Below are 13,723 nucleotides of genomic sequence, written 5' to 3' on the forward strand. Positions count from 1 at the left end.
TCTTCTGAAGCAGACTGACCCGCAGGTTCCGATATGGCCGAAACACAGATCGAATGGACCGATGCAACTTGGAATCCCGTCGCAGGGTGCAACATCCTCAGCGAAGGATGCAAAAACTGCTATGCGATGGAGATGGCGCGCCGCTTGGAGGCGATGGGCGTCGAGAAATACCAAGGTCTGACGCGCCGGAGCGGCAAGCGCGTCATCTGGAATGGCGTCGTCCGTGAGGATCGTGCCGCCTTGGAAATTCCCTTGCGTTGGCGCAAGCCACGCAAGGTTTTCGTCAACTCCATGAGCGATCTGTTCCATGACGCTGTAAGCGACGACTTTATCCTGGCGGTTTGGGAGGTCATGCGTCGGACGCCGCACCATCACTATCAGATTCTGACAAAACGCCCGGACCGGATGCTCGCGGTCGTATCTTCGTTAATTGAGGTAGTTTTGCCCAACGTCTGGCTGGGGACGAGTGTTGAGTCTGCGTCCGTACGGCACCGTATCGATGATCTTAAAAAAATCCCTGCAGCTATTCGGTTTATTTCCTTCGAACCTCTCATTGGCCCCGTGGGCGAAGTTAATCTCAATGGTATCCATTGGGCCATCGTCGGTGGCGAAAGTGGCCGCGCCGCACGCCCGCTGCGCGAAGAATGGATTGATGATATTCACGATCAGTGTGCAAAGTATGATACAGCCTTTTTCTTCAAGCAGTGGGGCACGTGGGGTGCGGACAACAAGAAGAGATCCAAGAAAGCCAACGGCAGGGAATACAGAGGACGCACCTGGGACGAAATGCCTGCCTCTGCACCAGCTTGAGTCTCGGGAATAGTCATGGCCGAGAAGCCTTATGCCTGGCTAACCGGAGCTGAACTCGACAACCACACAAGGCGCAAGCACAAGGTAATTCGCGAGTATTTTTCGGACTACCTCCGGATCCGCTGCCAGCACCCCCAGCAAAGCGTATTTAGGCTGGCCGTCGTTGACGGCTTTTCAGGGGGCGGCAGGTACAAGGACGGTGAGCCGGGATCGCCCATCATCTTTCTTGAGGTGCTGAAGGAGGCCGTTCATGCTTTCAACATAGAGCGCGCGGCCAACGGTCTCAAGGCGCTGGATCTGGATTGTCTCTTGATTTTCAACGATGCCAAGCGGGATGTCGTTGAAATGCTCAAGACAAATGTTGCTCCACTTGAAGCTGATATCAAAAGCACGTCGCCGCGCCTCCACGTTCGTATTGAGTATCTCAATCATAAATTTGCCAAGGCCTATCCGATCATCCGGCAACAGCTGGCCAACAGTCCGTATCAGAACGTCATTTTCAATCTCGACCAGTGTGGGACCAGCCATGTCTATCAGTCGACCATTGTCGACATCATGCGCTCTTTCGCATCTGCCGAGATCTTCTTCACCTTTATGATCAGTTCGCTGATCGCTTTTTTGCAGAAACAGGACGAGGAACGGCTTCTGCGGCAACTTCGACCGCTTGGTTTAAGCAGGGCGGATATAGGAGATTTGGGCGGGCTCAAGTCGAAGCGTGAATGGTTAGGAACAGCCGAGAGAATCGTTTTCCAGACCTATCAGGCCTGTGCGCCCTACGTCAGCCCATTCTCGATCAACAATCCAGAGGGCTGGGAGTACTGGCTGATCCATTTCGCTAACTCTCATAGGGCACGCGAAGCCTATAATAACGTCCTGCATGCAAACAGCACCGCACAAGCGCATTTCGGGCGTTCCGGCTTGAAGATGCTGACATACAATCCTGAGCATGAAGGTAAGCTCTATTTATTCACCGAAGATGGCCGGGAAGATGCGCGCAATCAACTGTTGCTGGATATTCCGGGCCGCGTTTCTCTGTTCGGGGATATACTGCCTGTTCAGTTATTCAGGGAAGGAATCTACAATGAGACGCCCGCTCACTCAGATGACGTGAACTATGCCTTGGTAGAAAACCCCGACCTTGAGGTGATCACCCCGCGAGGGGGAAAACGGCGAGCAGCGGGGCAAATCAAGGCTAATGATTTCATCAAGCTGAAGCCACAACCGAGCTTCTTTCCGCTTTGGCAGCCAATGAAGAGGTTATGAGCTCTGCCGTGCGCAAAGAGGTGGTCGCGCCCACTTTAGCAACGAATCTTAGGATCAGGGTGAGGTCGGCAGCAGCAGTGTGAGCTTACAAGAGCCCAAGACTTCATCGCCATCCGCTTAGCCTCAAGTGAAATATGGAACCGAAGCGAAGCATGCAGATATCTCTGGTAAACTCAACGTCGACGGCGCGCAAACTTTCAGCGCTCATCCGCAAGCATGACAAAATTTCGGTCGCGGTTGCTTGGGGCGGTATCACGGCCGTCGCAGAGGAACTCCTCGCCCATAGCGACAAGTTTGAGTCAGTTCTTCTGGGTGTCGACTTCTCTGCAACGGAGGCCGCGCTCATCGATCGCCTCGTCGATGTTCCTAACGCCTTTGTCGCAAGGAATCGACCGGGCTGCTTCCATCCTAAGATATTTTACTTTGAGACGGGGCAAAAGGCTGAAGCAATCGTCGGCAGTGCCAATTTCACGAGGGGCGGGTTGGGTCCGAATTTCGAGGTTGGCGTCCACGCGAAGGGGGCGAGAGACAATCCCTTTTTCGTACAGGTACGCAACCAAATCAACGCCTACGCGCCGCTTCGCCTCACCATTACGTCCGTGCTTGCCGATAGCTATCGTCGTCAGGCCAAGGCAGCTGCAGGCAAGTCGAGGCCGAAGAACCCCATCCTGCCGGATGATCGAAAAGGGTGGACGCGGGTTAACTCGCCGCTCGCTACAATGGAATGGTCTGAGTTCGTTAAGTTCGCCCGTCGCGATGAGTATCATGACTTCAAGAAGCGCATGCTCCTCATACGCTCCATTCAACAGATCTTATCGCGCACTCCCTCCTTCGCGAATGTGTCGGCTGCTGAGGCCAAGGGTATCGCGGGTGTGCTCGGCAAAAATGAAGCCGAGGCAGAGGGCTTGACCAATCTTGATTGGGGCTGGTTCGGCTCGATGGGAGGAGCCGGTACATTTGCTAAACTGATCGGCATCAAAGACGGCGCTCTTGCTGCCGCGCTAGATGCGATACCCCGCCGTGGTAACGTCACCGAGATCCAATTCAACGACTATATCGTGGCCTTCACAGCCGCATTTTCGAATTCCTCACGGGTGGCGCGGCTGGCACCGGCAACCCGGTTGCTCGCCATGAAGCGCCCTGATGTTTTCGTTTGTGTAAACGGCGGCAACAGGTCGGGCCTCGCCAAGGCGCTCAACTTCGCGCCGACAACGATCAAGCTCGAAAACTATTGGGACCGCGTGATCGAGCCTATTAGGCAAGCACCTTGGTATACAGTCGAGCGGCCAGCCGGGCGTGACACCGAGCTTTGGGACGCCCGCGTCGCCATGCTTGACGCCATCTATTATAAGCCGACCAATGAATGACTGCATCTTCTGAAGACAAGCGGTACCCGTCTCATCCAGCGTTGATGTGGCGTTGATGTAAACTGGGGATGTGGATGTCTGACTGTTTCCGTCAGCATACAAGTATTTGATCTTGCTTGATTTTTTGGTTGCGGGGGTAGGATTTGAACCTACGACCTTCAGGTTATGAGCCGATCAGAAGGGAAAATCGGAAACCTAACGAATTCAGCATCTTACAAAGTAACCGTTTGATTTTTCGCGATTTCCATTCCGGCGTTCGACCGCATTGAGCGGCTTTTGACAGCACAACCTGCACGAAAACTGCAGCCAAAGGTTGATGTGGCGTTGAGGTGAGCAATTTTCAGTACCATCCATTTCGCTATATGATCACGCAGAACGTGATCCCGCACGAACGCAGCGACGAAAGTGCAAGTTTGACTTGACAAAATTTCGTCCGGCTCTCCATCGATTTGGCTAAGATCAGATTGTCGCCCCGAGGCCAGGGTAACGATGATCGGTCGCGCAAAGCGAATGGTCGCCCAATGCTTCGATGACGCGGCAGTTCGCTATTTTGCCTCCCGCGCATTGCGTCAGAATACGTTGCAGTTCGACCTTGAGCGCGCCCAGCCGCGCAAGACGACTTTCAACCTCGGCCAGTTGCGCGATGACGATGGCGTCGGCCGCCGCGCAGGGCTGGTCAGGCTGGTCCGACAGGCTGAGCAGGTCACGGATCGCCTCCAGCGTGAAACCCAGATCGCGCGCGTGGCGGATGAAGGCCAGCCGTTCCAGCGCCTTTTGACTGTAAAGCCGCTGGTTTCCCGCACTGCGTTCAGCCTCGGGCAAAAGACCGATCTGCTCGTAATAACGGATCGTCGGCACCTTCACACCGGCAGACGCACCCAACTTTCCAATCGTCAGCATGAGATTCCCCTTGAAGCTCTAGTTACTAGAGACATTAGGTTCTCGAATCGATGAAGGCAACTTCCGGATCCGGGGCGAGGATAACGACATGACAACTACAGATCCCAACAGCGGAACAGCCTGCGACTGGACAGTCTCGGGCATGGATTGTGGATCCTGTGCGACCAAGATCAAGGATGCCGTGACACGCCTGCCGGGCGTCAGCGGCGTTGAAATTGGCATCATGACGGAACGGCTTCGCCTGACGCTGGACGAAACACAGACCGATCGCGACAAGGTCGAAAAGGTGGTGAAATTGCTTGGTTATGGAATCGCGCCGCGCGCGGCAGGGGCGAAGAAGGACTTTGTCATGCCCGCCATGAGCGATGCGCCGGCAGATGGCCATGACCATGACCATGACCATGATCGGAATGATGCCGCCGCAGCGGCGCGTGACGACAGCGGTCATGGCAGCCCTGGCCATGTGCATGACGACCCTGCCGACCGCGGCAAGCGATGGTATCAGACCCGCAAGGGCAAGCTGGTAATCTTTACCGCGATCCTTCTGGGTGTCGCCTGGATCATCGAATTGCTGGCGCCGCAGGTCGGCAAATGGGCTTTCGTCGCGGCCTGTCTGATCGGCGTGGCGCCGGTTGCGAAACGCGCCTTTGCAGCTCTGCGTCTGGGTCAGCCCTTTACAATCGAAAGCCTGATGACGGTCGCGGCCATTGGCGCCTTGTTCATCGATGCTGCGGAAGAGGCGGCATTGGTAGTGTTCCTGTTCGCGGTTGGCGAAGTGCTGGAGGGTGTGGCAGCCGGCAAGGCGCGCGATGGCATCCGCGCGCTTGCCGATCTGGTTCCCAAGACAGCGCTGCTGTTGGCAAACGGGACAACGCAGGAAGTCCCGGCATCAAGCCTTGCTGTCGGGCAAATGGTGCTTGTCCGTCCGGGCGACCGCATCCCCGCAGATGGCGAGATTGCCGAGGGCACCTCGGGCGTAGATGACAGCCCCGTTACCGGCGAAAGTGTTCCTGTCACCAAGGGGCCGGGCGACCCGGTCTTCGCCGGCTCGATCAATACCGAGGCCGCGCTACGCGTGACCGTCACCAAAGCTGCAGAGGATAACACAATCGCCCGCATCATCCGGCTGGTGGAAGAGGCTGAGGTCGCGCGCGCGCCGACTGAACGCTTCATCGACCGCTTCAGCCGCTGGTACATGCCCGCTATCGTTACTGTCGCGGCGCTGGTTGTTCTGGTGCCGCCGCTGGCATTTGGCCAACCTTGGGACACTTGGATCTATCGCGGTCTGGCGCTGCTGCTGATCGGCTGCCCCTGCGCGCTGGTCATCTCGGTTCCGGCCTCAATCGCCTCGGCGCTGTCCACGGGCGCACGGCGCGGGATGCTGATGAAGGGCGGTGCGGTGATCGAGGCGGCGGCCAATGTATCCCGTGTCGCCTTCGACAAGACCGGCACCCTGACTCATGGGCGTCCGGTGGTGACGGATGTTGTCGCTTTCGGCGCGACGACCGAGGCCGAGTTGCTGGCAGTGGCGGCGGGGGTCGAAACCGGCTCCAGCCACCCGCTGGCCGTCGCCATCCTGACCAAGGCCGATGAGGCGGGCATCGAAGCGCTGCCGTCACGCGATGCGAAAGCACTGTTGGGCAAAGGGGTGATCGCCACGGTTGGCGACGCCTCCGCTTGGGTCACCTCGCCGCGGTATGCGCTGGAAAATGGCGGGATCGACCAGTCTGACCTGCAGCTTGCCACGGCATTTGAGGAAGATGGCAAGACCGCTGTCGCCGTCTTCCGCGAAAAGACCCCGCTCGGCCTGATCGCCATGCGCGATGAGCCAAGACAGGACGCAGCCGAAGCGATTCGTCAACTGACAGAGATGGGCGTGACCTCCGTCATCCTGACCGGGGACAATCCGCGCACGGCGGCCGCGATCGCCGGCGGGCTGGGCATGGAGTTTCGGGCCGACATGATGCCTGAAGACAAGCTAACCGCGATCCGTGAAATGGGCGAGCAAGGCGGCGTGATGATGATCGGGGACGGCATCAACGACGCGCCGGCACTGAAACAGGCAAGCATCGGCGTGGCCATGGGATCAGGCACGGATGTGGCGCTGGAAACCGCAGATGCCGCGATCCTTCGCGACCGGGTCACGGACATCCCCGCGCAGATCCGGCTTGCCCGCACGGCCATGGGAAATATCCGCCAGAACATCACCATCGCGCTGGGGCTTAAGGCGGTGTTTCTTGTGACCTCGGTTCTGGGGATCACCGGGCTGTGGATCGCGATCATGGCCGATACCGGGGCGACGGTTCTGGTTACGCTGAACGCGCTACGGCTGTTGCGCTTCAATCCTGAACGCGAGGCATGACGCCGTGATTTCCGCTTTCGGTTGGGCGGTGCTTGCCCTGCTTGCCGCTTACCTCATGCTTTTCTTTTTCGGCAATGCCATGGCGGCGCGAGCCGCCGGGCGGCCGGTCTGGCTGTTCTCGCGGGCGAAACGGCGCGACTGGTGGGCGGCGCTGGGCTTTCGGGCGGCCTTCGCTTTGGCGCTTCTGGGGCCACTGCTGTGGGGTGCCTTTCCCACGCTGCATAACCTTGACCCCTTCTGGACCGAAGGACAGGCGCTGGCGCTTGGCGGGGTCGGTGTGTTTCTGGCCGGCATCGGCGCGATGGTTGCCTTTGCTGCGCAGATGTCGATGGGCGCTTCATGGCGGGTGGGTGTCGCTGAAGGTGCCACGGGTGCGCTTGTCTCGGGCGGGCTCTATCGGTTCAGCCGCAACCCGGCCTTTTTCGGGCAGTTCATCCTGCTTCTTGGCACAGCCCTTGCCATTCCTTCGCTGCCGACACTTCTCGCGCCGCTGCTGTTTCTGTGGTCGGCCACGGCGCAGGTCCGGTCCGAGGAGGACGTCCTTCGGCAAGCCCTGGGGGCAGAGTATGACGCATACGCGGCATCTGTTCCGCGCTGGATCGGGCTACCATAATCTCTTCTCGACCAATTACCTGAATCACACGATCAATTATGCCACTTGCGAATGTCCGGACGGATCACAGCTCGACCCGTTTCAGCCGCAGCGCATTGGCGATGACAGAAACCGAGGACAGCGACATGGCCGCTGCAGCGATCATCGGCGACAGCAGCAGGCCAAAGATCGGATAGAGCAGCCCCGCCGCAACCGGGATGCCGGCGGCATTGTAGATGAAGGCGAAGAACAGGTTCTGTCGGATATTGCGCATGGTGGCCACGGCGAGCTTGCGGGCGCGGACAATGCCGGTCAGGTCGCCGCCCAGCAGGGTCAGCCCTGCGCTATCGACCGCCACATCGGCGCCGGTGCCCATGGCGATACCGACATCCGCCGCAGCCAGCGCTGGTGCGTCGTTTACCCCGTCCCCCGCCATGGCGACCTTGTTCCCCTTACCGCGCAGCCCGTCGATCAGATCCTTCTTTCCCTCGGGCAACATCCCGGCGCGGACCTCGTGGATGCCCAAGCGGCTTGCCACGGCCAGCGCCGTGCGCTCATTGTCGCCGGTTGCCATGATCACCTTGATGCCCAGATCGTGCAGGTCACGTATTGCCGCCTCGGCGGTGGATTTGATCGGGTCGGCCACGGCGACCAGACCGGCCAGCCCGCCATCCAGCGCCACGAACATGGCGGTCTTGCCCTCGCCGCGCAGGCGATCGGCGGTCTTCTCGCCCGTGTCGCAGTCGATGCCGAGCGATGTCATCAGCGCATTATTGCCAAGCGCCACATCCCGGCCATCGACCTTGCCGATCACCCCCTTGCCGGTGATGGCCTCGAACTCCTCGCCATTGCCAAGGCTCAACCCACGCGATTTCGCGCCTTCGACAATCGCCTCAGCCAGCGGGTGTTCGGAGGCGCGTTCCAGCGCAGCGGCAGCAGCCAGCAACTCATCCTCGGGCACGTCGCCGAAGCTGGTCACATCGGTCAGGGCCGGCTTGCCTTCGGTCAGCGTGCCGGTCTTGTCGACGATCAGCGTGTCCACATCTGCCATCAGTTCCAGCGCCTCGGCATTCTTGACGAGCACGCCGGCCTGCGCGCCGCGCCCCGCCGCCGTGGTGATGGAAATCGGCGTCGCCAGCCCAAGCGCACAGGGACAAGCGATGATCAGCACCGAAACCGCCGAGGCAATGGCGAATACATAGGACGGGCTGGGGCCAAAGATCAGCCAGACGACAAAGGCCAGAATGCCGATCACCACCACCGCCGGCACAAAAATCGCCGAAACCCGGTCGGCCAGCCCCTGAATCGGCGCTTTGGAACGTCGCGCGCCGGCGACCATCTGGACGATCTGCGACAGGACCGTGTCGGCGCCGACATCGGTGGCGCGGATCGCCAGCGTGCCGTTCTTATTAATCGTGCCGCCGGTCACGCGGTCGCCCTCGGTCTTCTCGACCGGCACCGGCTCGCCGGTGATCATGCTTTCATCGACGGAAGAGCGGCCCTCGACCACCTCGCCATCGACCGGCACGCTGTCGCCAGGCCGCACGCGCAGCATGTCGCCCGCCATGATGTTTTCCAGCGGTGCATCGTATTCCGTACCATCGGGCAGGATACGTCGGGCAGTCTTGGGCGCCAGATCCAGCAGCGCCCGGATCGCATCGCCGGTGCGTTCCCGAGCCCGCAGTTCCAGGACCTGCCCGACGAAGACCAGCGCCACAATGACCACGGCTGCTTCGTAATAGGTGCCGACGACCTCGCCCATTCGGTATTCCTCGGGAAAGATTCCCGGCAGGAAGGTGGCGGAGAGCGAATAGAGATAGGCCGCGCCGACACCCAGCGAGATCAACGTCCACATGTTCGGCGAGCGATTTTTGAAGGAATCCAACCCGCGCTGAAAGAAGGGCCGCGCCGCCCAGAGCACGATGGGCGTGGCCAGCAGGAACTCCAGCCAGACGGCGGTGCGGTGCCCGATCCAGTCGCGGACCGGAATGCCCACCATCTCGCCCATCGTCAGGATCAACAACGGCACCGCAGCGGCCACGCTGACCCAGAGCCGCCGGGTGAAATCGGTCAGTTCATGGCTGGGTTCGTCCGAGGGAATCATCGGCTCCAAGGCCATGCCGCAGATCGGGCAGGCGCCGGGTTCGTCGCGGACGATCTCGGGATGCATCGGGCAGGTCCATTGCGTGCCCGCCGGGGCGGTTTTTTCGACCTTGGCCGCCGCGCCCGAGGCGTAGAACCACGGATCGCCGTCGAATTTAGACTGGCACCCGTCCGAGCAGAAATAGAAGGTCTGTCCCTCATAGTCGCGGTGCCGGGCCTCGGGCTTTATCTTCACCTGCATCCCGCAAACCGGATCGATGGCCTTGCCGGAATCAGCCTGTGCCTGTGCGCCACCGTGTGTCCCGTGATCGTGATGCCCATGCGAATGATCGTGCTTGTGGTCCATGACTCTCTCCCGGCAGATACCTATAGGGGGTATATCAGGCTTGCTCTATACCCCTTGAGGGTATAGCACAAGCCGCGGATGTTGAAGATCGGAGCCCTCCTTGGCGCATGACAAGCAGAACCGAGACGCGATCCTGAAGCGGCTTTCCCGCCTGAACGGTCAGGTGCAGGGCGTCTCGCGCATGGTCGAGGATGGGCGCTATTGCGTCGACATCCTGAACCAGACCGCCGCCATCCGGTCTGCCCTGCGCGGCGTCGAACGCTTGCTGATCGAGGATCACGCGCGAAGCTGCATGGAAGACGCGATCCAATCCGGCGATCAGGACCGTCAGCGGGTGATGTTCCGCGAGGTCGTCGAACTGATGGAAAAGGTGCGCGACTGATGCGGTTCCTGCTGTCGGCGCTGCTTGTCGTCATGCTGGCGGTGACGATGCCACTGGCCCTGACCGGCGCCGCCTCGGCGGAGGCATCGTCGATGGCCTCGACGGCCGAAACATCCGCGTCGCCAGTCGCGCATGAATGCTGCACCACGCAGCCGGATTCTCCACATGGCGACTGTGCGGCCTGTGCCGACATCGGCAATGCCGAAATCACGTCCAACGCGGCCCGCTTGTCACGCCGAATCCGACACTTTCCCCCGCTGCAAGATATGAAAACCGCCAGGCCGCGCTTGCCGCGGCCCCCTCCGCGATCCGCTGCTCTCTGACGCCACATGGCCCGAGGGGCCACAAGCCGATCAACTGCGCGACGAGAGGGGCGAATGACCCTACGGCGCGTAATATCCTGAAGGACATCAGAAATGAGCAATCCCAATTTCTCGCGTCGCGGGGCGATCCTTGCGGTCGCAGCGATGCTGTCGACAACCTCTACACTTGCCTTTGCCACCATCGGTTCGGACGAAAAGCCGAACCTGCTGAGCATCACCAAGGACCCCGGCTGCGGCTGCTGCGGCGCCTGGGCCGATCTGGCCATCGAGGCGGGGTTCGAGGTCGAGACGACCGAAACCAGCGATTATGTCGGCATGAAGCGCGACGCCGCTGTGCCCGAAAACCTGTGGTCCTGCCACACGACCCGGATCAGCGGCTATATCGTCGAGGGCCATGTGCCCTTCGCGGCCATAAGGCAGCTTCTGGAAAAGCGCCCCGACATCACCGGGATCGCCGTGCCGGGGATGCCCGCCGGATCGCCGGGAATGGGCGGCGGGGTCGAGGCCACCGCCGAGGTCATCGCCTGGGGCGGCATTGCCGGCGATGGGCGCGCCTTTCCGCTGGACGGGTAGCAGATGACGCGCAACGCACTCATCCTCATCGCAGCGGTCGGGCTGGCCGCTGCGATCCTGATCCTCTGGCGCGGCAGCGCGGCGACTGAGACAGCCGCGCAGGATCAGGCCGTGATCGCGCTTGGCCAGCGGCTCTACGCCGAAAACTGCGCCAGTTGCCACGGCGCCGATCTGGAAGGCCAGCCGGACTGGCAGACCCCGCTGGAAAATGGCCGCTATCCGGCGCCCCCGCATGACGAGACCGGCCACACATGGCATCACGCCGACCCGCTGCTGGAACGGATCATTCGCGACGGCACGGCCGCCGTGGTCGGCGATGGGTATGAAAGCGACATGCCCGGTTTCGGCGATGTCATGAGTGACGCCGAAATCGCCGCAGTTCTGGCCTATATCAAATCGACCTGGCCCGAACGGGAGCGCGCAATCCAGAGCCGCATGACCAGCAACAGCGCGCCTTGACAACCCGGCGTGTCACCAAGATAGCCAAGGAGTTTCCCATGCAGAAAAGAACCGCCGCCATATCCTTGACGCTTCTGGTCCTCGCCGGATGCGCGGCTCAGGCGCCCGACGTCGCAGCCGAGGCCGCGTCCCCCTATCCGATCCCGGACGAAGTCGTCGCCGTCGCCGGCCCCAATCAGGACCTGACGACGGCACGGCTTGACCCGGCGGACGATTGCTACTGGTATTATCACGCCGGGCCGGTCGAAACGACGCTGGTGCCGCTGCGCGCCGCGAACGGCAACCAGATCTGCAACGTGCGCGCGTCCTGACGCCAGGCATTACCGGAAGGCACGCGACTAGCTGACGGCCGACACGCTGCCTACCGGCGAATAGAGATATGCGGTCGCGCCGATCTGGACCCGCGGATACAGTTCGTTGATGTGGGCCATGACCATGCGGACGCAGCCGGAACTGGCGCGGCTGCCGATCGAGGTTGGAAACGGCGTGCCGTGAATGCGCAGATAGGTATCGCGGTCGCCGAGATAGAGATACAGCGCACGCGAACCCAGAGCGTTCCGAGGGCCGGGTTCCATGCCGTCCTCATATTGCGCATAGACCTCGGGTTCGCGCTCGATCATGTTGCGCGTCGGGGTCCAATGCGGCCATTCGGCCTTGCGTTTGATCGTATAGGTGCCCGGCTCGTAAAGATCGCCCCTGCCGATGGCCACGCCGTAACGCATCGCCGTGCCGCCCTCTTCGATGTGATAAAGGTATCGGGCCACCGCATCGACATGAATGTCGCCCGGCACCAGCCCTGCGTTCGCAGTGACTCGCTGCGGCAGGTAACGCGCGTGCAGTCCCCAGGGATTGGGACCACCGGCCTCGACCTCGGCATCCCAAGCGGCCTTTTGCGCCGTGTCGGGCCAGGTTGAGGCCATGACCGGCGTGGCGGCGGCCGCCGAAAACAGCGCCGTCGTCGTGCGGATGAAATGTCTGCGTGTCAGCATGTGATTGCTCCTTGTCCTTTCCTTGTATCTTCAGATGGAAGCGGCAAGCGCAGCGACTTCTGCGATTGCCGTGCCGAATCTTCAGCGCCCATCGACCTCTGGCGTCGCCGCTGGCCCGCCTTCCAGATCGGCGATCAGCGCCTTCATCTCCGCGATTTCCAGAGTCTGCGCCTCGATGATGCTGTCCGCCAGCGCCCGGACGCGAGGATCCGAGATATCCGCACGGGTGGATGTCAGGATCGCAATGGAATGATGCGGAATCATCGCCTTCATCCAGGCGGTATCATCGACCGTTGCCTGACTGCGGACCAGAAACAGGCCAAGCGCAAATGCCAGAATCGAAACGCCCGCGACGATCAAATTGGCACGCGGACTGCGATACATCCCCAGCATGAAGGCCAACATGATCAGCGCCATGGCACCGCCCATGTAGAGCGCCATCCACATCCGGGTCTGGCTGAAAAAGACGTGATCGATCGCCCAGCTGTTCAGATACATCAACCCGAACATGATGACCGTCGAGGTGACGATCATCGCCGCAAAACGGCCATAGCTTCCGCCGCTCAGGCTTCCGTGGCTGTTGTGTTGATCAGAATGATCCATGACGTTGTCCTTTCGTGAAATATGTCAGTTGCGCCGCGCGGCGGCGACAAGTTCGGCCAGTTTCGCTGACGAAATGGCGCCAAAGCGCGAATCCGATCCGGCGATGAAGGTGGGTGTGCCGACAAGCCCCATCGCCTCGGCCAGCGCATTGGACTTCTGGATATGTTGGGCAATCTCCAGGCCGCCCATATCGCGCTGCAACTGCTGAGTGTCTAAACCCATGGATCGCGCGACACGCAGGACGCTGGCCCTTTCGGCCCGGGGTTTCTGACTCAACAGGACGCGATGAAAGTCGGCGTAGCGGCCCTGCTTGCGTGACGCCAGCGCCGCGCGGGCCGCGAAAACCGAACCCTCGCCAAAAACCGGCCATTCCCGCATCACCATTCGCAAGCCGGAATCGGCTCCTAACACAGCATCCACCACCGGCATCATCGCGCGGCAGAATTGGCAGTTGTAATCGAAGAACTCGATCAGTGTCGCATTGCCCTCAGGATTGCCAAAGATCGGCGCATTCGCGTCATGTTCAAGCTGCCTGCGGAATTGGGGTGGCAGCGAATGCCCGGCCCACGCCAGACGAGGAGCAATGGCCATCGTCGGAGCCGCGAGTGCCAGGGTCAGGATCATGCGTCGCTGATACATGGTGCTTCCCCC

The 13,723-nt window shown here is 60.8% G+C and carries 15 protein-coding genes; 10 read left to right on the forward strand and 5 right to left on the reverse strand.

The features are described from left to right. Positions 1–33: 33 nt before the first annotated feature. The 3 genes from MU516_RS15740 to MU516_RS15750 all read left to right on the forward strand — a co-directional run bounded on the left by MU516_RS15740 (position 34) and on the right by MU516_RS15750 (position 3,440). The gene (locus tag MU516_RS15740; RefSeq protein ID WP_260278232.1) at positions 34–810 is read left to right on the forward strand and encodes a DUF5131 family protein; all 777 of its coding nucleotides are present in this window, start codon (positions 34–36) and stop codon (positions 808–810) included. Between the two features lie 15 nt (positions 811–825). Next, entirely contained in the window at positions 826–2,073 is a 1,248-nt protein-coding gene (locus tag MU516_RS15745) for a three-Cys-motif partner protein TcmP (RefSeq protein WP_260278233.1), read from the forward strand. A 152-nt stretch (positions 2,074–2,225) separates the two neighbouring features. Next, positions 2,226–3,440, forward strand: coding sequence for a phospholipase D family protein (locus tag MU516_RS15750; protein WP_260278234.1), 1,215 nt, complete (start codon positions 2,226–2,228; stop codon positions 3,438–3,440). Between the two features lie 459 nt (positions 3,441–3,899). Here the strand turns inward: MU516_RS15750 and MU516_RS15755 are convergent, their stop codons facing one another. Further along, positions 3,900–4,340 (reverse strand): MerR family transcriptional regulator, encoded by a 441-nt coding sequence (locus MU516_RS15755; protein ID WP_260278235.1) that lies wholly within the window; start codon positions 4,338–4,340, stop codon positions 3,900–3,902. 88 nt (positions 4,341–4,428) lie between these two features. On the opposite strand from MU516_RS15755, the gene MU516_RS15760 reads away from it, so the two are divergent. Together MU516_RS15760 and MU516_RS15765 are read left to right on the forward strand one after the other, a co-directional pair. Then, positions 4,429–6,702 (forward strand): heavy metal translocating P-type ATPase, encoded by a 2,274-nt coding sequence (locus MU516_RS15760; protein ID WP_260278236.1) that lies wholly within the window; start codon positions 4,429–4,431, stop codon positions 6,700–6,702. Positions 6,703–6,706: 4 nt separating this feature from the next. Continuing rightward, positions 6,707–7,315: a methyltransferase family protein gene (locus MU516_RS15765; RefSeq protein WP_260278237.1), complete on the forward strand. Its 609-nt coding sequence runs from the start codon at positions 6,707–6,709 to the stop codon at positions 7,313–7,315. A 64-nt stretch (positions 7,316–7,379) separates the two neighbouring features. Here MU516_RS15765 and MU516_RS15770 read toward each other — a convergent pair whose 3' ends face one another. Further along, on the reverse strand, positions 7,380–9,743 hold the full coding sequence (locus MU516_RS15770; RefSeq protein ID WP_260278238.1) for a heavy metal translocating P-type ATPase: 2,364 nt from the start codon (positions 9,741–9,743) through the stop codon (positions 7,380–7,382). 100 nt (positions 9,744–9,843) lie between these two features. Here MU516_RS15770 and MU516_RS15775 point away from each other — a divergent pair, with 100 nt between their 5' ends. From MU516_RS15775 to MU516_RS15795, 5 genes are all read left to right on the forward strand, one after another. Next, the gene (locus tag MU516_RS15775; protein ID WP_101459771.1) at positions 9,844–10,125 is read left to right on the forward strand and encodes a metal-sensitive transcriptional regulator; all 282 of its coding nucleotides are present in this window, start codon (positions 9,844–9,846) and stop codon (positions 10,123–10,125) included. Beyond that, on the forward strand, positions 10,125–10,448 hold the full coding sequence (locus MU516_RS15780; RefSeq protein ID WP_260278239.1) for a hypothetical protein: 324 nt from the start codon (positions 10,125–10,127) through the stop codon (positions 10,446–10,448). The genes MU516_RS15775 and MU516_RS15780 overlap by 1 nt, the downstream gene beginning before the upstream one ends. Positions 10,449–10,541: 93 nt before the next feature. Further along, positions 10,542–11,021, forward strand: a complete 480-nt coding sequence (locus tag MU516_RS15785; RefSeq protein ID WP_260278240.1) for a DUF411 domain-containing protein — start codon at positions 10,542–10,544, stop codon at positions 11,019–11,021. A gap of 3 nt (positions 11,022–11,024) precedes the next feature. Then, positions 11,025–11,480 carry a c-type cytochrome gene (locus tag MU516_RS15790; protein ID WP_260278241.1) on the forward strand — a complete coding sequence of 152 codons (456 nt, stop codon included), beginning with the start codon at positions 11,025–11,027 and terminating at the stop codon, positions 11,478–11,480. A gap of 38 nt (positions 11,481–11,518) precedes the next feature. Continuing rightward, the gene (locus MU516_RS15795) at positions 11,519–11,791 is read left to right on the forward strand and encodes a hypothetical protein (RefSeq protein WP_260278242.1); all 273 of its coding nucleotides are present in this window, start codon (positions 11,519–11,521) and stop codon (positions 11,789–11,791) included. Between the two features lie 27 nt (positions 11,792–11,818). Here the strand turns inward: MU516_RS15795 and MU516_RS15800 are convergent, their stop codons facing one another. From MU516_RS15800 to MU516_RS15810, 3 genes are all read right to left on the reverse strand, one after another. Further along, positions 11,819–12,469 (reverse strand): L,D-transpeptidase, encoded by a 651-nt coding sequence (locus MU516_RS15800; RefSeq protein ID WP_260278243.1) that lies wholly within the window; start codon positions 12,467–12,469, stop codon positions 11,819–11,821. Between the two features lie 81 nt (positions 12,470–12,550). Then, entirely contained in the window at positions 12,551–13,072 is a 522-nt protein-coding gene (locus MU516_RS15805) for a DUF305 domain-containing protein (RefSeq protein ID WP_425606869.1), read from the reverse strand. A 24-nt stretch (positions 13,073–13,096) separates the two neighbouring features. Further along, a complete protein-coding gene (locus MU516_RS15810) occupies positions 13,097–13,711 on the reverse strand; it encodes a DsbA family protein (protein ID WP_260278244.1) in 615 nt (204 codons plus the stop codon). Positions 13,712–13,723: the final 12 nt, after the last annotated feature.

It is taken from the genome of Paracoccus maritimus (assembly GCF_025195095.1).
GTDB classification, from domain to species: Bacteria; Pseudomonadota; Alphaproteobacteria; order Rhodobacterales; family Rhodobacteraceae; genus Paracoccus; species Paracoccus maritimus.